This is a genomic window from Vibrio sp. S17_S38, assembly GCF_014694375.1.
GTDB lineage: Bacteria > Pseudomonadota > Gammaproteobacteria > Enterobacterales > Vibrionaceae > Vibrio.
The window spans coordinates 163,106-186,777 of sequence record NZ_JAAUWW010000005.1 but is presented as its reverse complement, the minus strand read 5'-3'; the positions used below and the strand labels follow the sequence as shown (position 1 = coordinate 186,777).

Annotated in this window: 19 protein-coding genes; 5 read left to right on the top strand and 14 right to left on the bottom strand. The window is 40.5% G+C overall.

Annotation, left to right across the window (positions count from 1 at the left end; all coding sequences use genetic code 11):
* Position 1: 1 nt before the first annotated feature.
* Complete coding sequence (gene lysC, locus HC725_RS06010) at positions 2-1,366, top strand: lysine-sensitive aspartokinase 3 (RefSeq protein WP_190330884.1); 1,365 nt, start codon at positions 2-4, stop codon at positions 1,364-1,366.
* 96 nt (positions 1,367-1,462) lie between these two features.
* Here lysC and metH read toward each other — a convergent pair whose 3' ends face one another.
* Positions 1,463-5,161: a methionine synthase gene (gene metH, locus HC725_RS06005; protein WP_190330882.1), complete on the bottom strand. Its 3,699-nt coding sequence runs from the start codon at positions 5,159-5,161 to the stop codon at positions 1,463-1,465.
* Positions 5,162-5,368: 207 nt separating this feature from the next.
* Here metH and HC725_RS06000 point away from each other — a divergent pair, with 207 nt between their 5' ends.
* On the top strand, positions 5,369-6,694 hold the full coding sequence (locus HC725_RS06000; RefSeq protein ID WP_190330880.1) for a cation:proton antiporter: 1,326 nt from the start codon (positions 5,369-5,371) through the stop codon (positions 6,692-6,694).
* Between the two features lie 68 nt (positions 6,695-6,762).
* Here the strand turns inward: HC725_RS06000 and metA are convergent, their stop codons facing one another.
* The 9 genes from metA to zapE form a co-directional block, all read right to left on the bottom strand.
* Positions 6,763-7,704 carry a homoserine O-acetyltransferase MetA gene (gene metA, locus HC725_RS05995; protein WP_190330878.1) on the bottom strand — a complete coding sequence of 314 codons (942 nt, stop codon included), beginning with the start codon at positions 7,702-7,704 and terminating at the stop codon, positions 6,763-6,765.
* Between the two features lie 239 nt (positions 7,705-7,943).
* A complete protein-coding gene (sspB, locus tag HC725_RS05990; protein WP_190330876.1) occupies positions 7,944-8,438 on the bottom strand; it encodes a ClpXP protease specificity-enhancing factor in 495 nt (164 codons plus the stop codon).
* A gap of 2 nt (positions 8,439-8,440) precedes the next feature.
* On the bottom strand, positions 8,441-9,076 hold the full coding sequence (gene sspA / locus HC725_RS05985) for a stringent starvation protein SspA (RefSeq protein ID WP_190330873.1): 636 nt from the start codon (positions 9,074-9,076) through the stop codon (positions 8,441-8,443).
* A gap of 135 nt (positions 9,077-9,211) precedes the next feature.
* Entirely contained in the window at positions 9,212-9,940 is a 729-nt protein-coding gene (locus tag HC725_RS05980) for a cytochrome c1 (RefSeq protein ID WP_190330917.1), read from the bottom strand.
* A 26-nt stretch (positions 9,941-9,966) separates the two neighbouring features.
* On the bottom strand, positions 9,967-11,235 hold the full coding sequence (locus tag HC725_RS05975; protein WP_190330872.1) for a cytochrome b: 1,269 nt from the start codon (positions 11,233-11,235) through the stop codon (positions 9,967-9,969).
* Complete coding sequence (petA, locus tag HC725_RS05970) at positions 11,235-11,843, bottom strand: ubiquinol-cytochrome c reductase iron-sulfur subunit (protein WP_190330870.1); 609 nt, start codon at positions 11,841-11,843, stop codon at positions 11,235-11,237. The genes HC725_RS05975 and petA overlap by 1 nt, the downstream gene beginning before the upstream one ends.
* A 376-nt stretch (positions 11,844-12,219) precedes the next feature.
* Positions 12,220-12,612, bottom strand: coding sequence for a 30S ribosomal protein S9 (gene rpsI / locus HC725_RS05965; protein WP_190330868.1), 393 nt, complete (start codon positions 12,610-12,612; stop codon positions 12,220-12,222).
* 15 nt (positions 12,613-12,627) lie between these two features.
* Positions 12,628-13,056 carry a 50S ribosomal protein L13 gene (gene rplM, locus HC725_RS05960; protein ID WP_190330866.1) on the bottom strand — a complete coding sequence of 143 codons (429 nt, stop codon included), beginning with the start codon at positions 13,054-13,056 and terminating at the stop codon, positions 12,628-12,630.
* 374 nt (positions 13,057-13,430) lie between these two features.
* On the bottom strand, positions 13,431-14,531 hold the full coding sequence (gene zapE, locus HC725_RS05955; RefSeq protein ID WP_190330916.1) for a cell division protein ZapE: 1,101 nt from the start codon (positions 14,529-14,531) through the stop codon (positions 13,431-13,433).
* A gap of 169 nt (positions 14,532-14,700) precedes the next feature.
* Here zapE and zapG point away from each other — a divergent pair, with 169 nt between their 5' ends.
* The 3 genes from zapG to HC725_RS05940 all read left to right on the top strand — a co-directional run bounded on the left by zapG (position 14,701) and on the right by HC725_RS05940 (position 17,338).
* Positions 14,701-15,135 (top strand): Z-ring associated protein ZapG, encoded by a 435-nt coding sequence (gene zapG, locus HC725_RS05950; RefSeq protein WP_190330864.1) that lies wholly within the window; start codon positions 14,701-14,703, stop codon positions 15,133-15,135.
* 162 nt (positions 15,136-15,297) lie between these two features.
* Positions 15,298-16,362 carry an outer membrane-stress sensor serine endopeptidase DegS gene (degS, locus tag HC725_RS05945; RefSeq protein WP_190330862.1) on the top strand — a complete coding sequence of 355 codons (1,065 nt, stop codon included), beginning with the start codon at positions 15,298-15,300 and terminating at the stop codon, positions 16,360-16,362.
* A gap of 100 nt (positions 16,363-16,462) precedes the next feature.
* Positions 16,463-17,338 (top strand): DMT family transporter, encoded by an 876-nt coding sequence (locus HC725_RS05940; RefSeq protein WP_190330860.1) that lies wholly within the window; start codon positions 16,463-16,465, stop codon positions 17,336-17,338.
* A gap of 91 nt (positions 17,339-17,429) precedes the next feature.
* On the opposite strand, the gene lspA is transcribed toward HC725_RS05940, so the two are convergent.
* From lspA to murJ, 4 genes are all read right to left on the bottom strand, one after another.
* Positions 17,430-17,942, bottom strand: a complete 513-nt coding sequence (gene lspA / locus HC725_RS05935) for a signal peptidase II (RefSeq protein ID WP_190330859.1) — start codon at positions 17,940-17,942, stop codon at positions 17,430-17,432.
* Positions 17,942-20,800, bottom strand: coding sequence for an isoleucine--tRNA ligase (gene ileS, locus HC725_RS05930; protein WP_190330858.1), 2,859 nt, complete (start codon positions 20,798-20,800; stop codon positions 17,942-17,944). The genes lspA and ileS overlap by 1 nt, the downstream gene beginning before the upstream one ends.
* Before the next feature lie 52 nt (positions 20,801-20,852).
* On the bottom strand, positions 20,853-21,863 hold the full coding sequence (gene ribF / locus HC725_RS05925) for a bifunctional riboflavin kinase/FAD synthetase (RefSeq protein WP_190330857.1): 1,011 nt from the start codon (positions 21,861-21,863) through the stop codon (positions 20,853-20,855).
* 108 nt (positions 21,864-21,971) lie between these two features.
* Entirely contained in the window at positions 21,972-23,528 is a 1,557-nt protein-coding gene (gene murJ / locus HC725_RS05920) for a murein biosynthesis integral membrane protein MurJ (protein ID WP_342365927.1), read from the bottom strand.
* Positions 23,529-23,672 lie beyond the last annotated feature (144 nt).

Below are 23,672 nucleotides of genomic sequence, written 5' to 3'. Positions count from 1 at the left end.
TGTGAGCGCATTTAACGTAGCAAAATTTGGTGGTACTAGCGTCGCTAACTTTGAGGCGATGAGCCGTTGTGCCGTTATTATAGAAAATAACCCATCCACAAAATTAGTAGTAAGCAGCGCCTGCTCCGGTGTGACAAATTTATTGGTTGAACTCGCACTTGGGGTACATAATCCAAATGACCGAGATGCCATTTTTGATGATCTCCGCACTATTCATTACACGGTTATTGAACACTTTTCTGATCAAACCAAAACTAAGCAAGCCATTGATAACATTTTAGATACGTTAAAAAGCATGGCTGAGGCAGCTTCATTTCAATCAAGTGATAAATTAACCGATCATATCGTGGCCTGTGGCGAATTAATGTCTACTCATATTCTGACTCAACTAATTGTAGAGCGTGGAATAGATGCTGTTCGTTTTGATATCCGTGAAGTACTCCGTACCAATGCCGATTATGGAAAAGCAGAGCCTATTCTTGATAAAATCGATGCGTTAGCAGAACAAAAACTAATTCCACTATGCCAAAAACATGTCGTTATTACTCAAGGTTTTATTGGCAGCGATGATGAAGGTACGACGACAACTCTTGGACGTGGTGGCAGTGACTATAGTGCGGCTTTAATTGCAGAAGCAGTAAAAGCCTCCGGCCTTGAAATCTGGACCGATGTTCCGGGTATCTATACGACTGATCCTCGCGTTGCCCCAAAAGCGACTCCTATTCCTGAAATCAGCTTTAGTGAAGCCTCTGAGATGGCTAATTTTGGCGCTAAGATTCTGCATCCTTCTACTTTACTACCAGCACTACGTCACCAAATTCCCGTTTTTGTCGGTTCTTCTCGTGATCCTGAAAAAGGTGGGACTTGGATACGTCAACAAGTAGAAAGCGCGCCTCTTTATCGTGCGTTGGCATTACGTGGCAATCAAACCATGGTAACGCTTCGCAGTCCAAATATGTTCCAAGCTTATGGCTTTTTAGCTCAAGTTTTTACCATTCTAGCCAAGCACCAAGTTTCAGTAGATTTAATTACCACCTCTGAAGTAAGTGTATCGCTAACATTGGATCAAACGAATACTTCTGGAAAAGCACCAGAACTTCCTGTCGAAGCTCGGGCTGAATTAGAAGAGTTGTGCATTGTTGATGTCGAGCACAACTTGAGTTTAGTCGCACTGATTGGTAATAAAATGAGCGCTAAAAAAGGTTATGCTAAACAGGTATTCAGCGCATTAGAAGACTTTAATCTACGCATGATTTGCTACGGAGCTAGTCCACATAATTTATGCTTTTTAGTTAATTCCGAAGAAGCAAAACGTGCGGTACAAGTTCTACATCAAGAACTGTTTGAAAAAATAACTAATCGTTAACTTTCAGAAAATATAAAAAAGAGCGAATCTTTTAGGGTTCGCTCTTTTTCTAACTTAGCTTCGAAGCGTCTCTGGACTTCGTATCTATTTTTTAAATTAACTCAAATTCGGCCCTAGCCATTTCTCCATTTCGGCTTCATCCCAACCTTTTCTCTTCGCATAATCTTCTGCTTGATCTTGTTGGATCTGAGCTATCGCAAAATAGCGAGAGTCTGGATGAGAGAAATACCAACCTGAAACCGATGCACCCGGCCACATTGCGTAACTTGTGGTAAGAGGCATACCAATGGTTTCTTCTACCTTTAATAACTCCCACAAGCTTCCTTTCTCAGTATGCTCGGGGCAAGCAGGATAACCCGGTGCTGGGCGGGTACCTTGGTACTTTTCACGGATTAAATCATTATTTGTTAGGTTTTCATCTGACGCATAACCCCAGATTTCTTTACGTACTTTCTCATGCATGTATTCGGCAAACGCTTCGGCTAAACGATCGGCCACGGCTTGGATCATTATGGCATTATAATCATCGCCTGCTGCCTTATAAGCATCGGCTAAGTCACGCTCTCCAATACCGCCAGTGACAGCAAACCCTCCAATCCAATCTGCTTTACCGCTGTCTTTTGGAGCAACATAATCAGATAAGCAGTAATTAGGCCCTTTAGGTTTATCGGTTTGTTGACGCAAGTTATGTAGAACTTTAATCACTTCGCTGCGTGATTCATCGGCGTACACTTCGATATCATCATCAACACTATTGGCTGGGAACATGGCGCACATCCCGCTGGCTTTTAAGATGCCGTCTTGCTCTACTTTTTCAAGCAAGCCAATTGCATCATCAAAAATACGTTTTGCCTCTTCGCCAACTTCTTCATGTTCAAAAATAGCGGGATATTTTCCCATTAAGCCCCAAGTAAGGAAGAAAGGTGTCCAATCAATATAGTTACGCAGCATTGAGACATCAATATGCTCAAATACATGAACTCCAGCTTTTATTGGAGCAGGAGGAGTATAGGCTTGCCAATCAATATCAACTTTATTCGCACGAGCCGCTTCTAACGTAATAGGCTTAGTTTTAGGACGTTTACGTGCATGTTGATCACGAGTACGATCATAATCCAGATTCAGTTTTTCTATAAATGCAGGACGTAAACTATCGGATAACAAAGCCGAACATACACCAACCGCACGCGAGGCATTATTCACATACACCACTGGTTGATTATAATTTTGTTCAATTTTGACCGCTGTATGCGCTTTCGAGGTGGTTGCGCCACCGATGAGTAATGGAATATCAAAGCCTTGACGTTCCATTTCTTTTGCGACATACACCATTTCATCTAACGAGGGTGTGATAAGCCCAGATAGACCAATAATATCGACGTTTTCTTCACGAGCGACTTTAAAGATCGTTTCACACGGCACCATAACCCCAAGATCAATAATCTCGTAGTTATTACATTGCAGCACCACGCCCACAATATTCTTACCAATATCATGTACGTCACCTTTCACGGTCGCCAGTAAAATCTTACCATTGGACCTTTGACCTTCATCTTTCAAAGCATTAATAAAGGGTTCAAGATAAGCAACGGCTTGTTTCATCACTCGCGCAGATTTCACCACTTGCGGCAGGAACATCTTACCTTCACCAAATAAATCTCCCACCACGTTCATGCCATCCATTAACGGACCTTCAATCACATCAATCGGTTTATCCAGTTTTAAACGGGCTTCCTCGGTATCGGCAATAATAAATTCGGTAATACCTTTCACCAAAGAGTGTTCAATGCGTTTTTCAACTTCCCATGTGCGCCAAATTAATGCATTTGGATCTTCAACTTTCCCTACACCGTTTGAACGATATTCCTCGGCTAATTCAAGCAGATTTTCAGTTGCATCGGAATGGCGGTTTAGTACTACATCTTCAACCGCTTCACGCAATTTTTCTGGGATATTATCGTAAATTTCCAATTGGCCAGCATTGACGATCCCCATGTCCATACCACGCTTAAAGCAGTGATATAAAAACACAGCATGGATCGCTTCACGTACATAATTATTACCCCGAAATGAGAAGGAAACGTTGGATACACCGCCAGAGATCATGGCATAAGGTAGCGTGGATTTAATTTCACCAACCGCTTCAATAAAATCAACTGCGTAATTGTTATGTTCATCAATTCCCGTAGCTATCGCGAAGATATTCGGATCGAAAATAACATCTTCTGCAGGGAATCCTACTTCATCAACTAAAATACGGTACGCTTTGGTACAGATCTCAACTTTACGCTCTCGGGTATCGGCTTGGCCTTGCTCATCAAAAGCCATCACTATCACTGCAGCGCCATAACGACGAATCAGCTTGGCTTGTTCGATAAATTTATCCACGCCTTCTTTCATCGAAATAGAGTTAACAATACCTTTGCCTTGAATGCATTTTAGACCGGCTTCAATCACTTCCCATTTTGAAGAATCGACCATGATAGGCACTTTCGAAATTTCAGGCTCTGATGCACATAACTTTAAAAATCGCTCCATACAGGCTTCGGCATCCAACATACCTTCATCCATATTAATATCGATAATCTGAGCACCATTAGCCACTTGTTCACGGGCTACATCTAGCGCTTCATCGTATTGTTCATCAACAATAAGACGCTTAAATTTTGCAGATCCCGTCACATTGGTCCGTTCACCTACGTTGACAAATAATGAGTCTTTATCAATCGTAACCGGCTCTAAACCTGATAAACGACACGCTTTAGGAATGTCAGGAAGCGAACGAGGTTTCACGCCTTCAACCACACGCGCCATCTGGCGAATGTGCTCAGGCGTAGTTCCACAACACCCACCGACTAAGTTGAGGAAACCACTTTCAGCCCATTCTTGAATATGACGCGCCATTTCACGAGGCTCTAAATCGTACTCACCAAATGCATTAGGTAAGCCTGCATTAGGGTGAGCAGAAATAAATGTTTCAGAAATTCGTGACAGTTCCGCCACATATTGACGAAGTTCATCAGGTCCAAGTGCACAGTTCAAGCCAAATGAGATTGGTTCAATATGGCGCATGGCATTATAGAAAGCTTCGGTAGTTTGCCCGGAAAGCGTCCGACCAGAAGCGTCAGTAATAGTGCCAGAAATCATCACCGGTAATTTAAAGCCGAGCTCATCAAAAACGGAAGAAACCGCGAAAGCGCACGCCTTGGCATTCAAGGTATCAAAAATAGTTTCGATCATGATGAGATCCGCGCCACCTTCAATCATCGCTTTGGTTGATTCCGAATAGGCTTCAACTAACTCATCAAAGCTGACGTTACGAAAGCCAGGATCATTTACATCAGGGGAAATAGAACAAGTACGGTTAGTTGGCCCTAATACACCAGCAACAAAACGAGGCTTATCCGGTGTTTTAGCGGTCCATTCATCAGCCGCTTCTCGTGCAAGTTTAGCCGCAGCAAAATTAATTTCGGCGCTTAAACTTTCCATGTCGTAATCGGCCATGGCAATGGTGGTGGAGTTGAAAGTATTAGTTTCTAGAATATCCGCGCCTGCCGACAAATAATCACAATGGATTTGTTTAATAAGTTGAGGCTGAGTTAACACCAATAAATCATTATTACCTTTTAAATCACTATGCCAATCAATAAAACGCTTACCGCGATAATCGGCTTCTTCTAATTTATGTGATTGGATCATGGTCCCCATACCACCATCTATTAATAAGATGCGTTGGGTTAATAGTTTTTGTAACGACGCTTTGGTGCCAATACGCTGATTTAAAGTGTTTCCCATCCCAGTACAACCTCTTTCCATGTCATGTTGGTTTATCCTACCATAGAAATCTAGACGTCTAAAATAAGTTTATTTCATCAAATATGCTGATTAAATGTTCTTCCTTATTATTAGCTAATGTTGATGGACAAAAATAAATTGACCTTTATCATAAAGCACAGGAAAATCACACAAATACAATTTGTTACACTTAGCCAAGGTTGGTCCATGTCCGTTTACAATACACTTTGTTTTCTATCCTTTGCCGCGATGATTATTGCTTTAATAAACAGCAAGTTCGGTCGTATGCAAACGACTATTGCGATCACCGCAGGTTCAATGCTGTTGTCATTATTCATTTTGATCGCGGGTCATATGGGGTGGTTTAACCTAGTCGACATTGCCTCTCACACGATGGCACAAATAAACTTTGAAGACTTTTTACTTCAAGGGATCTTAGGATTCTTACTTTTTGCTGGTGGATTAGGCATTAAGCTTCCTCATTTCTCAGACCAAAAATGGGAAATTACCGTTTTAGCCCTAGGCTCAACATTATTCTCCACTTTTTTTATTGGCTTTTCACTATACGGAATATGCCAACTGATTCATCTCGACCTCAATTTGATTTTTTGCCTATTGTTTGGTGCCCTTATTTCACCAACCGATCCAATTGCGGTATTGGCAATCGTAAAAAAACTTCAAGCTCCTCAACGAATTTCTACTCAAATTGAAGGCGAATCACTATTTAACGATGGCTTTGGTTTGGTTATTTTTGTGACCATTTTTACCGTTGCTTTTAGTGGGCAAGAGCCAACGACGGGTGGTGTCATCAGCCTATTCTTACAAGAAGCCGTTGGTGGTATCGCTTATGGTTTAGTGCTTGGTCTTGTATTTCATTACTTAATAAGCTCAACCAATGACCACTCAATGGAACTCCTTTTAACTATCTGTATTCCAACCGCAGGTTATGCCTTTGCAGAAGTACTTGATGTTTCAGGCCCTCTAGCGATGGTCGTAGCAAGTATTATGATTGGGAACTGGACTCGCTATGTCGGATTTTCAAAAGAAAGCACCGAACATATGGATCACTTCTGGGAACTAGTTGATGAATTCTTCAATGGCATATTGTTCTTATTGATCGGTATGTCATTACTATTATTTGAATTCCACATACAAGATCTGATCATGATGGGTATTGCTATCCCATTGGTATTATTTGCTCGATTTCTTAGTGTTTGGGTTCCTTATCAAGGTTTTAAACGCTTCCGTACCTATAACCCATGGTCAGTACGAATTTTGACATGGGGTGGTTTGCGTGGTGGTCTTGCTCTAGCGATGGCCCTATCGATACCTCATGATAAGTACTTTGTATCTCCTCTTCATATTGATGTAAAAGAAATCATCATGGTAATGACTTACGCAGTAGTATTATTCTCTATTCTGGTTCAAGGCTCTACAATCATCCCTATGATTAACAAAGCAAAAATTGCTCAAAAGAAAATGGATGAACCTTCAGCTGAAGCAAAAACAACCGGTGAATCTAAGCAAGACTAGCCGAATCTAAAAGTGTTAAACATTAAAAAAGCAGCTTAAAGGCTGCTTTTTTGATGGGTGAAATAGGATTAATTATCTCGAGTAAAGTTATCTATAGAAAAATGGTCCAAATCATATGGTGTTTGCTGGTACACACAATAATTTAACCAATTTGCAAAAAGCAGATGACCATGACTACGCCAACTCGCAATAGGTTTATTGTCTGGATTATCATTAGGGTAATAATTCAAAGGAATCGTCGGATCCATTCCTTCTGCTAGATCGCGGATGTATTCATTATGTAAAGTATGCGCATCATATTCAGGATGGCCTGTGACAAACACATGGCGCTTATCTTTAGTAGACGCGAGATACACACCAGCATCAGAAGAAGTGGCAAGTAGATCTAAATCGGTATGCTGAGTTAAATATTCCGGGGAAAAGTCGGCATAGCGTGAATGCGGAGCAAGAAATGAATCATCAAACCCTCTTACAATGGGATCAAACTCATTAATCACATCATGTTGATATACTCCTGAGAGTTTTTCTTTACGTGTTCGTTTAGGAAGATTATATCTAAGCTTTAATCCAGCTTGAGCAGCCCAGCAGACATATAAACTGGAAGTTACATGGTTATTAGCCCACTCCATTACAGTTTGTAAATGCTCCCAGTACGCTACATCTTCAAATTGAACTAAACCTAATGGCGCACCAGTAATAATTAAGCCATCAAAGTTTCGATTCTTGACCATATCAAACTGACGATAAAAGTTATCGAGATGCTCTTCGGGGGTATTTTTACTCGGACGATCATCGATACGCAGTAGCTCAATATCCACCTGTAATGGACTATTTGAAAGCAAACGAAGAAATTGAGTTTCGGTTTCAATTTTCTTCGGCATTAAATTCAGGATCAATACTTTGAGCGGACGAATCATCTGCGTCGTCGCTCGGGTTTCTGACATTATAAATATCCGTTCCTGACGTAATATATCGGAAGCCGGTAATTGATCGGGGATCTTGATTGGCATTGCACACTCTCCATAAGCAATCTAGACGTCTAAACACCTATGAGTATATCAATCGAAAAAAGAATGTCGAGTGTTAAAATCTAGGGAGTTAACTCTGAAAGTAAATCATTAAAATAGCCGAAAATAATCAGAATTTCGTGACTAACTCCCACCAACAGATATAAAAAAAGCATAAAATCTTTGCAGATATTTATGCTCTTTTTTGTATTTCATTTTAGCTTACAACTTTGTGAAAATGCTTATTTCACAATCGTCAAACTTGGACGACCTTTAGGCTTAGTCTGAGCATCTTGATTTGCTTCAGCTTGAGGAGGGGCAATTGACTCATCCTCAATATCCACATCAACACTGCTTAACATAGATTGTTCTTCTTCCGCGGATTCTGCTTTCTCCAATTCAATGCTATAAGCATCTTCTGGCTCAAACATAGTCCCAGCACCATTTTCACGGGCATAAATAGCTTGGACAGAATACATAGGAACAATCACAGAGTGAGGTCGACCACTAAAACGAGCATTGAATGTAATTGCATCATTGCTCATTTCTAAATTTCCAATCGCCCTAGGAGCAACATTTAAAATAATTTGGCCATCTTGCACAAACTCTAAAGGTACACGAACTCCAGCCATAGTTGCATCAACAACTAAATGAGGAGTGAGTTCGTTATCAGCCAGCCATTCATAAAAAGCGCGAACTAAATATGGGCGTCTTGGCGTCATTTTATCCATATCCATGACTATCGAACCAATCGCATTTCTCGTTCTGCTTCAGTTAAAGAAGCAAGGAATGAATCACGTTCAAAAACACGACTCATATAAATTTTAAGCTCTTTTGAACCAGGACCTGACAGCTCAATACCAAATACAGGTAAACGCCATAATAACGGTGCTAAATAACAATCAATCAAGCTAAACTCTTCGCTCATAAAGTATTCGTATTCAGCAAATACAGGACCAAGAGTAAGTAAATCATTACGTAATTTGTTACGAGCAGCTTCAGCTTGAGCAGGGCTACCGTTAATGATTTTTTCTACTTGAGAATACCAGTTACGCTCAATACGATACATCATCAAACGGCTATTACCACGAGCCACAGGATAAACTGGCATCAAAGGCGGATGAGGAAAACGCTCATCAAGATATTCCATGATGATTTTTGAGTTATAAAGTGCAAGCTCACGATCGACCAAGGTTGGTACTGACTTATAAGGATTAAGTTCGATCAATTCAGCAGGAAGATTATCTTCTTCAACTAATTCAACTTCGACGCTAACGCCTTTTTCAGCTAATACAATACGTACCTGATGGCTATACATATCTGAAGCACTTGAAAATAGAGTCATCACAGAACGTTTATTGGCAGCTACAGCCATTGATAAGCCCTCCAGCATACATAAAATAAAAAATAATGGAGGCCAATCGCCTCCATTTCACAAAAATTAGCAACCGATTTTAGCACAATTGTCGGTATTCAGGCTAACTATTATTATCTGACCAGGATTGAGCTATTAATGCACATCACGCCAGTACTCTTTTTTCAGCAATACAACAATAATAGTGAACAGAACTAAAAATGCCATCACCCACCAGCCAAGAGCATGACGCTCTAATTTAACTGGATCGCCTGAATACTCTAAAAAGTTAACTAAATCACGTACCGTTTGGTCATACTCTTGAGTCGTTAGCTCGCCCATTTTATCCACACGGGTTGAAGTCACGGTTTTATGCTCTTTACCGTCAACCGTTTGAGTCGTATAGACTGGCTCAGGTATTCCTTGTAAACCTTCTAATACATGTGGCATACCGACACTTGGGAAAATGATGTTATTTACACCAAATGGGCGGGTAGGATCTGCATAAAATGAACGTAAATAAGTATATAACCAATCAACGCCACGAACTCGAGCAACGAGAGTCAAGTCAGGTGGTGGTGCACCAAACCATTTTGCTGCATCCTTCTCAGGAATTGAATTCGTCATCAGATCACCAATTTTTGCATTGGGATCTAATATAAGGTTTTCTTTCATTAAATCATCGGGAATCCCCAAGTCAGTCGCTACACGTTGATAACGCTGATATTGTGTCGAGTGGCAGCCAGAGCAATAGCTCATAAAGGTTTTAGCCCCTCGCTGTAATGACGCTTGATCAGTTAAATCATTATTAGCTTTATCAAGATGAACATTACCACCTGCAGCCATTACCGAAACTGGCAGCATCGCAGATAATGAGAAAACCATAGCTAAAAGCCCTATAATCGACTTTTTCATTTGAATGTTACCCTCTCTGGCAATGGTTTGGTTGCTTCATTTTTGCTATAAAAATACAACAAAATAAAGAACATGAAATACCCTAAACTGAAGATCTGCGCTAACAATGTATACAGCGGAGTTGCAGGTAAGGTTCCCAAAATGCCAAGAGCAATAAAGCTTATTACAAATTGAATAATATTGATTAAATGCCATTTGCTACGATAACGATATGAACGCACTTTACAGCGATCAAACCACGGCAGTAAGAATAAGAACACAATAGAAGCCCCCATTGCTGCGACTCCTAATAGCTTATCCGGCACCGCACGTAAAATAGCGTAAAACGGAGTAAAGTACCAAACAGGAGCAATATGCTCAGGCGTTTTCAGAGGGTTAGCCGCTTCAAAATTAGGCGGTTCAAGGAAATACCCTCCCATTTCTGGATTAAAGAACAATACATAACTAAAGAAGATTAAAAAGCCTGCAATACCAACCATATCTTTCACCGTGCCATACGGATGAAATGGAATAGAATCTTTAATATTGTACTTAGAGGTATATTGTTTATGGAATTTGAACTGAGTAGTATGATCGCCTTTATCATCTGGCGCTTTTGGTATTTTAGTATCAATACCATCTGGGTTATTTGAACCCACCTCATGTAACGCTAAAACGTGCAGTACTACCAATAGCAGTAATACAATTGGTAATGCAATAACATGTAGAGCAAAAAAGCGGTTTAATGTGGCTCCCGAGATAACGTAATCACCACGGATCCATAGGGTAAGATCGTCACCAATAACAGGAATAGCACCGAATAGTGAAATAATAACCTGCGCCCCCCAATAAGACATTTGTCCCCAAGGCAGCAAATATCCCATAAAGGCTTCCGCCATAAGAACTAAGAAAATGAGCATACCAAAGATCCACAATAGCTCACGTGGCTTTTGATAAGAACCATAAATTAGACCGCGGAACATATGTAAGTAAACGACGACAAAAAATGCAGACGCTCCAGTAGAATGCATATAACGTAATAGCCAGCCATATTGTACGTCACGCATGATGTATTCAACCGATGCAAATGCTCCCTCACCAGAAGGTACATAGTTCATCGTAAGCCAAATCCCAGTTAGGATCTGATTAACCAAAACCAACATAGCCAAAGAGCCAAAAATATACCAAAAGTTGAAATTTTTAGGCATCGGGTATTCAGATAAATGCTTTTTATAAGCATCCATAACGGGTAGGCGCTTCTCTACCCAATCCAATAAGGCTTGCATTAGGCTTCTCCTTCCTGGTTTCCATTTTCAACAGATTGACCAATAATAATACGAGTATCAGTAAGATATCCATGTTCTGGTACAACCAAATTTAATGGCGCTGGAACACCTTGAAATACACGCCCGGCTAAATCAAATTTAGAACCGTGACATGGACAAAAGAACCCAGAAGAGACTCCTTGAACTTGCTCGCTAAAAGTGTCTGGTAAATACGTTGGTGAACACCCAAGATGCGTACAAATACCGACCGCAACAAAGTACTCAGGCTTTATAGAACGATACGTATTATGAGCATACTCAGGTTGTTGCTCTTGTTCTGAAGTTGGATCCCGAAGTTTGTCACTAAGAGAATTTAGCTCTGCCAATGTAGACTTAGAACGACGGACAACCCAAACCGGTTTTCCTCGCCATTCAACCCGAACGAGTTGCCCCTCTTCTAGCTTCCCAATATCGACTTCAACAGGAGCACCGGCCGCTTTAGCCCTTTCACTTGGATTCCAAGACTTTATAAAAGGCACAGCGACTGCTACCGCTCCTATTCCGCCAACAACCGCAGTTGTCGCAGTCAAAAAGCGTCGGCGGCCATGATTAATAGGCACATTGCTCATCCAACATTCTCCCACTCAGACTGTATTAACTTAATAAACACAAAAGAATTCCCTGATCTTGGCTTTAAAACACACGCTTATAATGTTGTATACGTTAATGCATGCACTATCTGGCTAAATCATAAAGAAAAGCCCTCATAGAGACAAGGCCAAGCCACTTTTCGTAACATTTTAGAGGTATATTTGTTTGTTAACTCACAAAAGCAATATAAAGGTTGGTTCAAAAATAAGAGGAAGGAGGAAAGTAATAAATAAGAAAAAAATAATATGAAATAATAAATAACAAAAAAGCCCGACCGAAGTCGAGCTTTTGAAACCACACACCAGAAAACTGGTGACGCTGATTTTCCATACAGAGAAAACTCTGCAGAAAAAATTAACGCTTAGAGAATTGTGGTTTTTTACGTGCTTTACGTAGACCAACTTTCTTACGCTCAACGCAACGTGCGTCGCGAGTAACGTAGCCAGCTGCGCGTAGAGCAGGACGTAGAGTTTCATCGTATTCCATAAGAGCACGTGTGATACCGTGACGGATCGCACCAGCTTGACCTGAAATACCACCACCTTTAACAGTGATGTATAGATCCATTTTCTCTACCATATCAACAAGTTCAAGTGGTTGTTTAACAACCATACGTGAAGTTGGACGACCAAAGTAGGTGTCTAGATCACGTTTGTTGATTACGATGTTGCCGCTGCCTGGTTTAATGAAAACACGAGCAGCTGAGCTTTTGCGACGGCCAGTGCCGTAGTATTGATTCTCTGCCATTTCGATAATCCTCGATTAGATGTCTAGTACTTGTGGTTGTTGAGCAGCATGGTTGTGCTCAGCGCCAGCGTAAACTTTTAGCTTACGGTACATAGCACGGCCAAGAGGACCACGTGGTAGCATACCTTTAACAGCTAGTTCCATAACCATTTCTGGTTTGTGATCAATCAGTTTTTCAAAAGAGATTGATTTTAGACCACCAGGGAACTCAGTGTGACGGTAATAAATTTTACCCTTCGCCTTGTTACCTGTAACAGCTACTTTCTCAGCATTTACAACGATGATGTAATCACCAGTATCAACGTGAGGAGTGTACTCAGCTTTATGTTTGCCACGTAGGCGAGATGCAATTTCACTTGCTAGACGGCCAAGAGTTTTACCTTCAGCGTCTACAACATACCAGTCGCGTTTTACAGTTTCTGGTTTAGCAACGAAAGTTTTCATGCTAATAATACCCGTTTAATTTAAATTCATAGTTTAAGGAATGAGTGTCTAATAAGAAAGCTCACTCCCACTGTCTAAGAGTCCCATTCATCACCCCTTCGAGTCGTTGGTGCTCTCGGCATTATCATTTCTCTTTTATATTAAGAGTAATAATTACGCCTGCAGTAACGGTGGGTCGCAGGATTATAGGGAAGTGTGAGGAAAAAATCATCTACTTTCGCGAAAAAAGTCTTTTTTTTTAACTTACGAGTGAAATTGAATCAAAAAGCTATTTTTTGAACTATAAAATTTGATTTTTATAGTTCTTTTGAGCGCTAACGAAGTGCTCTGCATAAACGCCCCCCCTTAGAGGGAACAAGCTATTCGTTTAAATTTCAAGATAAATGCTCATTTGAGAGATAATCAAGACTCTGCATCTCTATCAGGCGAGATTGACAACGCTTAAATTCAAACTCTAACTGACCTTGTTTATATAAGTCTTCAAGCTTGACTTCAGCCGATAAAATCAAGGTCACGTTACGATCATAAAACTCATCCACCAATGCAATAAAACGACGCGCTGCATCGTCATTTTCTCGGCTCATTCGCTTAACACCAGAAAGCAGAACAGTGTGATATATCTTTGATATTGCTATGAAGTCCGATTGACTTCTGGCACTTTCACACAACTGGCTAAAGCTCGCATACAAGACTCCATCACATGAACCTATTACTGATACATCTCTATGCTTAATAGTAATATTTTTAGTCTGGAAGCATTCATCACGACTTAACTGTTGATAGTATTGATTTAAATTTTCCTGTGCTTTATCGTCAAGTGGATAGTGATAAATCTCAGCTTGTTCTAATGTTCTTAGACGATAATCGATACCACTATCAACATTGACTTCTAAGCAATTTTTCTCGATCAACTCAATCGCAGGAAGAAAACGTGCTCGTTGCAACCCATTGTAATATAAATCTTTTGGTGGGATATTCGATGTTGCCACTAAAATCATATTACGCTTAAATAAAGCTTGAAATAGAGTACCGAGAATCATTGCATCCGTAATATCGGAAACAAAAAACTCATCAAAACAAATGATATCTGCTTCTTGTTTAAGTTTGTCTGCAACAATTTCTAAGGGATCGCTTGTGTGTTGTAAGTTGCCTAATTCGTCATGCACTCGTAACATAAATCGATGAAAATGCATGCGGGACTTTTTAGGGGTTGGTAGCGTATCAAAAAACAAATCCATTAAATATGTCTTGCCTCGCCCTACTCCTCCCCAAAAATAGAGGCCTTTAGGTGGGCTAGCTTGAGCATCCCGACCTAAAAGCTTGCCAAATAGGCTATTTTTTTTTACCGAGGTTGATACATACTCGACAAATTGATGATATAAATCATCCAATTTTTCAACGGCAAGCTGCTGGGCCGAATCTATCAGGTAGCCAGAATGCTCAATATCATATTGGTATTGTTGTTTAGGTGTCATTCTTGTCATTGAGCCACTCAATACTTAAATAGATAGCCCAGAGATCACACTAGGCATTGTTAAAGACAGCTTTTTCTTTCACAAGCAGTGTTGCCATAGTACCATGTAATCTCAACATGTATAACAACGTTGTAATAAACATGTTAAAAAACAACAACAAGGAGCTTTTATGGCTTTTCTTTATGCAGCAATAGGTTTACTCGCTGGTCTTATTATTGGTGTCATTGTTGCGCGCCTAATGACACCTGAATACAAAAAGCACAAACAACTACAAAAAGAATTAGAAGCAAGCAAATTTGAACTTGAGCAGCACCGCCAAGAATTATCAGATCATTTTTCAAATGCAGCTGAAATGCTAGACACTTTAGGTAAAAACTATACCAAGCTGTATCAACACATGGCTCAAACCTCTTCGGAATTATTGCCAAATATATCGCAACAAGACAGCCCATTTGTAACTCAATCAACAGAAGCAACTCCAGAAAAAATCACTGAAGAGATCACCGATGTTCAGCCTAAAGATTATGCCAATGGTGCAACCGGCTTATTGAAAGAACAAAAAAAAGAGCGCCTTAATTCTCCGAATTTAGAGAAAGTCTCTTAAAAGATAACTTACTACATAATAAAATATAACGAGTCCAAATGCGGCTCGTTTTTTTAGATCTATTTACCAACAAACATGTCATTGCAAACTTATCTTTTCTTTGCTTTCTAACCAATGCTATTCTTTCCCAGATCAATACCTTATTTATTAACTGAGGGCTACATGCTGAAATTTTGGCTTCGACCTATTTTAATTGGCTTAGTAACGGCTGTAATCCTTTTGTTAGCAATGCCTTCGTTACGCCCAAACTTATCTAATTTCAATAAAGAACCGCAAGCTGATAATATTGACTCTGTTCGTATGTCTTTTAGTCATGCGGTTCATCGAGCAGGCCCAGCCGTTGCTAATATTTATAGCCGACAATATGTACAAGGTGATCACTTAAAACTCAAAACTCAAGGCTTAGGTTCAGGGGTTATAGTCAGTGATAAGGGATACATAATTACTAACTACCATGTTGTTGCCGAAGCAGATCAAGTTGTTGTGGCATTACAAGATGGCAGAGTCTCCAATGCCCAATTGATCGGGACCGATAAACAAACCGACATTGCGGTGCTTAAAGTCGATATGACTAACTTGCCAGTCATCCCACAAAACCCAAATTATAATGCAAAAGTTGGTGATGTTGTACTCGCGATAGGTAATCCATATAACCTAGGTCAAACAACAACTTTTGGTATCATCTCTGCCACTGGACGATCATCGGTAAGCGCCGATGGTCGACAGGCTTTTATTCAAACTGATGCCGCAATCAATGAAGGTAACTCTGGTGGGGCTTTAGTTAATACCAATGGAGAGTTAGTCGGTATTAATACTGCATCATTCCAACAAGCAACAGATTTAGAAACATATGGTATTTCTTTTGCCATTCCTTATGCTCTTGCCAATAAAATAATGACTAAAATTATTGCTGATGGTCGTGTAATCCGTGGTTATATCGGCATTGACGGGCAAGATATGAATGCTGTCGCGGCACGGTTACTAGGTATAGATCATGTAAATGGAATTGTTGTACTAAGTATTGCGCCAAATGGGCCTGCTCAGAAAGCCGGTTTAAAAGAGAAAGATGTCATCATTAGTATTGACGATAATAAAGTTATCAACAGCCAAGGAGTAATGGAGATGGTAACTGAAATACGACCAGGAACCCACGTCAATTTAGGAGTATTACGCGATGGTAAACTTCTTACCTTACCATTAGTCATTGGCGAAGATCCTAGAGATTAATCGCTCTTATTTTTAAATCAGAACTACTGGCCACTCTAAACGAATTTGCACACTTAACCGACCTCTACCGCAGGCAGATATTATCAGCATAGGCTTTCATATGACATGGATTGTGTTTACATTTTTTGCCGCTTTTATGCAGTCTTGGCGTAATGCCTTTCAAAGCCAATTGTCTTCAGAAGTTAAAACATTAGGGGTCACACTCGCGAGATTTCTATGGGCGAGCCCGATTGCGGCTCTTTATCTTGTCGTTCTCTATTCCTATAAACCTGCGCCATTACCTCATTTTACACCTGAATTTCTTAGCTACATTATCGCGGCCTCATTGATGCAGATTCTTGCAACAGCACTGATGGTCTTATTGTTTAAACAAAGTAATTATGCTGTAGGTGCAGGTCTTGCTAAAAGCGAAGCGCTTGCAGCCGCTATACTAGGCGTGACATTTTTTGGTACAAGTCTAACCTTTCTTGGGTGGGTCGGTGTATTTATCGGCGGAGTTGGGATCTTCTTATTAAGCACAACAACTGGTATAAAAAGCCTTTCCCTAAAAATAGTACTTCTTGGTCTGACTTGTGGATCCGCTTTCGCGTTAACCTCATTGTGGGTAAGAGAAGCCAGTCTCGCCCTACACTTACCTTTTCCTTATAGTGCCGCTTGGGTATTATTATTGGTGATCAGCCTACAAACGTTACTACTCATCATCTACATTACATGTACAGACATAAGTACACTTCAATCCTTATGGCAACGACCTAAATTAACACTTCTAACCAGCATTGCTAGTTGCTTAGGTTCCATCGGTTGGTTCAGCGCTATGTCTTTACAAGCTGTGCCTTATGTAAAAACCCTCGGCCAAGTGGAAATATTTTTCACCATGCTAATCTCATTCTTATGGCTTAAACAGAAAATAAGAATTAAAGATGGCGTTGGGTTAATACTCGTCGCATTGGCGGCAATTTTAGTTATGTGGGTTTAATTTAACTTTAAATATTTCACTTACAATATGCTTATTTAAATATAAAAAAGCGCCACCGTAAAAACAGTGGCGCTCTAATAGAGTACAAAGTTTAACTCTTCACTGACCCTTTCTTAGATCGAAAGCCATCTAGAACAATCATCACCGCACCAATACAAATAGCCGCATCTGCTAAGTTAAAAGCAGGCCAGTGGTAACTTCCCCAGAAAAAATCTAAGTAATCAACCACAAAGCCATGCACTAAACGGTCAAATACATTCCCAAGAGCACCGCCAATAACCATCGCATAGGCTGGGTTATTCCAACTCTCTTCAGCGGGTAATTTTCGCATCCATATGATCAACATAGCACTGACTACAAAAGCAATCCCGGTAAAAAACCAACGTTGCCAACCAGGTTGGTCACTTAAAAAGCTAAAAGCTGCACCAAGATTATGGACGTACAATAAGTTAAAGAAAGGCAAAATCTCAATACGATTAGTCCATCCATACCCCATGTTATTCATAACCATTAGTTTGATGCTGATATCAGCAACAAACACTAATGCTGCTAGCCATAGCCAACGAACACCAGATTGTTTTAATGAGAATAATACTTTAGTCATTAGGCAAACTTACGAACTTCGCCGTCACCTTCAATGTTAGTTACACAACGACCACATATTTTTTCGTGTTCTGTAATAGTGCCAACATCCGCAACATGGTGCCAACAACGATCGCATTTTTCAGCTTCTGAGACCGTAACATCAACAAATAAACCATCTACCTCTGTTGCTTGTGCATCATCCGTTTTTGCACTTAATGGTTGAACTTTAGCTTTAGACGTTAATAGTACAAAACGCAGTTCGTCTTCAAGTTTATTCAGATTCAGTGCCAATGCATCATCAGCAAATAACACTACTTCAGCTTGAAGGGAGCCACCAATCGTTTTTTCACTACGAGCGGTTTCAAGTAACTTATTCACACCAGCACGAACCGATTGAACTTGAGTCCAAAAATCATTATTCAATGCTTCGCCTTCAGTCAGCCCAAATAAACCATCAAACCATTCGCCAGTAAATACGAATGTTTCGCGATCTTCGCCATTTGGTAATTTTGATGGCATTTCATTCCAGATTTCATCTGCTGTGAATGACATAATTGGCGCCATCCAACGAACAAGTGCTTCTACAATGTAGTAAAGCGCAGTTTGGCAACTACGTTGAGCATGGCCGCCCAATTTCGCCGTATATTGACGATCTTTAATGACATCTAAATAAAATGAACCCATTTCAATAGAACAGAACTGCATTAAACGCTGAGTCACACCATGCGTGTTGTACTCTTCATAAGCCTTCACAATTTCTTTCTGTGCAGATTGTGCACGCCCTACAGCCCAACGATCCAGTGCCACCATATCTTCAGGTGCGACCATATCCGTTGCTGGATTAAAACCATTTAAGTTAGCAAGGAAGAAACGTGCAGTATTACGAATACGACGATAAGAATCCGCGCTGCGTTTTAAAATTTCATCCGACACCGCTACTTCACCAGTGTAATCGGTAGAGGCTACCCATAAACGTAGAATGTCTGCGCCTAATTTGTTGGTTACATCTTTTGGTGAAACCACATTACCGATAGATTTCGACATCTTACGACCGTTGGCATCCACGACAAAACCATGAGTTAACACTTGGTTGTACGGCGCTTTATCTTTCATTGCTACCGAAGTAATCAATGATGATTGGAACCAACCACGGTGTTGATCCGAACCTTCAAGGTAAAGATCCGCACTGTGACCGTTGAACTCGCTGCGGTTATCAACGACAGAATAGTGAGTTGAACCAGAATCAAACCATACATCTAATGTATCGAGCACTTTTTCATACTTAGCGGCATCAGCGTCACCCATTAAGTCAGCAGGATCAAGATCCCACCATGCTTGAATACCTTTTTCTTCCACCAACTTAGCCACTTTTTCAATAAGTTCAGGTGAATTAGGATGCAATTCAGCGGTTTCTTTATGTACGAATAAAGCGATTGGCACTCCCCAAGTACGTTGGCGAGAGATGCACCATTCAGGACGACCTTCGATCATGCCTTCAATGCGGCTTTGACCCCATTCAGGCATCCACTGAACGTTTTTAATTTCGCTTAATGCTTTAGCACGCAAACCCGCTTGATCCATAGAAATGAACCATTGTGGCGTGGCACGGAAAATAATTGGCGTTTTATGGCGCCAGCAATGCGGGTAGCTGTGTTCATAAGCGTGGTGATGTAATAATGCGCCATGATCTTTTAATACTTCAAGTACCGAATCATTGGCTTTAAATACGTGCTGACCGGCAAATAATTCCGTATCTGGTAAGTAAACACCGTTAGAACCAACAGGATTAGCCACTTCAAGATCGTACAGTTTACCAACCACGAAGTCTTCTTGGCCATGTCCCGGCGCGGTATGGACAATACCTGTACCTGATTCAGTTGTGACGTGTTCGCCTAAAATAGCAGGAACATTAAAGTCGTAGAATGGGTGATTAAAGCGAGTCAGCTCTAAATCAGAACCTTTCGCAAAACCTAAGTTATGGAAATGCTCGATATTAACAGCTGCCATAACCGATGTAGCCAAATCAGAAGCCACAATAATACGTTCTGCTGGTTGCTCGCCATTGGCTTCAACTTGAATCAATACATATTCAAGATCATCACGCAGACATACGGCGCGGTTTGCTGGCATTGTCCACGGAGTGGTAGTCCAAATAACAATCGACACATCACCTTTACCTTGATGGCCTTCTTTGCAATCGAACTTAGATAATACAGCAGCTTCATCGGTTGCTTTAAAACGTACATAGATAGAAGGCGATACTTTGTCTTTGTATTCAACTTCTGCTTCCGCTAATGCAGAACCACAATCGGTACACCAGTGAACTGGTTTAAAGCCTTTTAACAAGTGCCCTTTATCTGCAATTTTACCTAATGAACGAATGATATTAGCTTCCGTTCCAAAATCCATAGTGCGATAAGGCTTTTCCCACTCACCCATGATACCTAAACGCTTAAAGCTATCTTTTTGCCCTTCAACTTGGCCAGCCGCGTATTTACGACATTCTTCGCGAAATTCCGCAGCAGAAATCTTCTGACCAGGTTTACCTTTTTTCTTTTCTACCATTAGCTCAATGGGTAGGCCGTGGCAGTCCCAACCAGGAACGTACGGCGCATCAAAGCCAGACAATGTCTTTGATTTAATAATAATATCTTTAAGAATTTTGTTTAGGGCATGGCCAATATGGATATCACCATTGGCATAAGGGGGCCCATCGTGTAATACAAATGATTTTTTGCCTTTCTTGGCAGTACGGATTGCGCCGTAAAGATCTTCTTTGTACCAGCGTTTAAGCATTTCTGGCTCACGATTAGCCAGATTCCCTTTCATTGGAAACCCTGTTTCAGGTAGATTCAGAGTATTTTTATAATCAGTCATCGATTCTTAATTCCATTACATTGGGCGATATTAATGAGGAGTTCCCAAACAGTTAACAGACTGTTTGGGAAATTATATTGTGCTCAAGCAACCACACCCTTGCTGCTTGCGCATCTAATTCTATTTGTTGTTTCAATAGCCCGAAATCATCGAACTTTTTTTCATCTCGAAGCTTGTGTAGCAACACTACTTCAAGTTGTTTTCCGTAAAGGTTCTGTTTGAAATCAAATAAATGTACTTCCAACTGTTGGCGCACTCCATTGACGGTTGGACGATTGCCAATATTCGCAACACCACCAACAACGAATTGATTCAAGCATTTTTCAGTTGAGCCCAATTTTTCAGCACCGAAGACCTTCACTACGTACACACCAGAAACTGGTGACACATTCCGTTTTAGCGGTATGTTTGCCGTAGGAAAACCAATTGTTCGTCCAAGCTTTCGACCATGAGAAACGCGACCATTAATACTATAATCACGGCCTAACATCGCTTTAGCTTCTTTTAAACAATCTTGTGCGAGTGCTTGTCTAATAGCTGTACTACTCACTCGAATAGGCTCTGATTGAGTTTGTTTTTCTGGCGTATGCATACAGAAACTTTCTGTGCTCACGACATCAAACCCATATTTTTTTCCCGCTTGGATTAGATCTTCAAACGAGCCTTGACGATTTTTTCCAAAACGAAAATCATCACCAACCACTAAATATTTCACCCCTAAATTATCAACTAACAAATCTCGAATAAAGGCATCTGGCGTTAAATTTGCAAAATGTTGATTGAAATTAATACACAGCAATCGGTCAATCTTATATTTGGCAAGTTGCACAAATTTATCGCGTAAACGCGTTAATCTGGCTGGTGCTGATTGTTTGGCAAAAAACTCCATCGGTTGAGGTTCAAATGTCATCACAACCGTAGGTAAATTCAAGGTGTTAGCCTGATCGCACAGTCGTCTGAGCAATTGCTGATGCCCTAAATGCACACCATCAAAATTGCCAATACTGAGTACGCACCCTTGATGATGCGGTTTAATATTGTGAATGCCTCGGATTAATTCCATATTCGGTTCTTATTATCAGGGTTTTGGTGCGTTAAACTGGCAAATTATACACACAAAAGCCCTACCAATGCGAGTACAGTAGGGCTGTTTATCAGGATCTTTAAACTATCAATGACCTTTTAGATCTTTCAGTCGAATACCCAAAGCAAGCACCGACGCTAAATAGCCAATCGCACCCAAACCAATCAAGCCTACAAGCCAATATGCACGAGTTGAAATATGCCAACTCAACCACACGCTCATATCGGCTAATTGCCAGTCTAATAATGCAGTCATGACGCCACCAGCAATCATAACCTTAAAAGCAAAAATAATCGTTTCTCGGGATAAACGATATACTCCTGCGATGTGTAAACCTCGATATAATAAAGCCATATTAACCAAAGCAGAAAGAGAAGTTGCCATTGCAAGTCCTACATAACCAAAAAGGTAAGCAAAAATAGCGTTAAATACCATATTAGTCAGCATCGCGATAATGCCATAACGTACTGGCGTTTTGGTATCTTGTCTTGAGTAATATCCTGGTGCTAATACTTTAATCAGCATGAAGTTTAATAGGCCGGATGCATAAGCAAGAAGTGATAATGATGCATTATTAACATCACTTGGCATAAACTCACCACGCATGAACAGCACCATCAACATTGGCTTAGCTAGCACCATTAAACCAATCATGGCTGGAACCCCAAGTAGAATCACCATCCGAACGCCCCAATCCATGGTATCGGAAAAGCCTTTTGATTCGGCATCCACATGTTTACGAGATAACGCAGGTAAAATTACAGTAGCAATTGCAATACCAAATAATCCTAAAGGAAATTCCAATAAACGATCTGAATAGTACAACCAACTAATTGACCCCGTCATCAAAAAGCTCGCAACCATGGTATCAAGTAGTAAATTAACTTGACTGACCGAAACACCAAATAACGCGGGGATCATTAAGGTACGAATTTTTTTGACACCTGGGTCGTTCCAACCCCACTTAGGCTTAACAAGTAACCCTTCACGGTACATAAACGGGATCTGGAAACCAAACTGAACTAGGCCACCTAAAAATACCCCAATTGCCAAGCCAATTTCAGGCTGTTCCATATAAGGTGATATATAAATAGCGGCAAAGATCATCATTACATTAAGAAAAACAGGGGTAAATGATGAAACTGCAAATTTACCTATAGTGTTTAATACTGCGCCTGATAACGCTACAAACGTAATGAACCATAGATAAGGGAAAGTGATTTTTAACAAGAAACTCGCCAGTTCGAATTTAGCTGCATTAGGCCCACCATGAAGCCAGTCCATAAACCAACCAGCCCCAAAAATAGCGGTTACCACTCCAGATCCTAAAATACCGAATAAAGTAACAATGGTAACAAGCACACCTAAAGTTCCCGAGGTTTTAGATATTAAATCTCGGATTTTATCTTTATCACCTGACGCGTGATATTCCGTTAATACAGGGACAAAAGCTTGAGAGAATGCCCCTTCAGCAAATAAGCGACGTAAGAAATTTGGAATTCGATTAGCAAAGAAAAAAACATCCGCCGCTGCACCGGCCCCCATTAAATTCGCAACAACGACGTCACGCACTAAGCCTAATACCCTAGAAACAAAAGTCATGGCACTTACAGTAAGCCCCGATTTCAGCAGTTTTCTACTCACACTTGCCTCAAATATAAAAAGTTGTAACAACAAAAATGAATAACAAATTCTCCACCTTATTTGAAAATAAAACAAAGTAAAAAGAGTTATTCATGGGATGAGATAATTAATAGCATTGGAATTCAAATGCTGATAGAATCCACG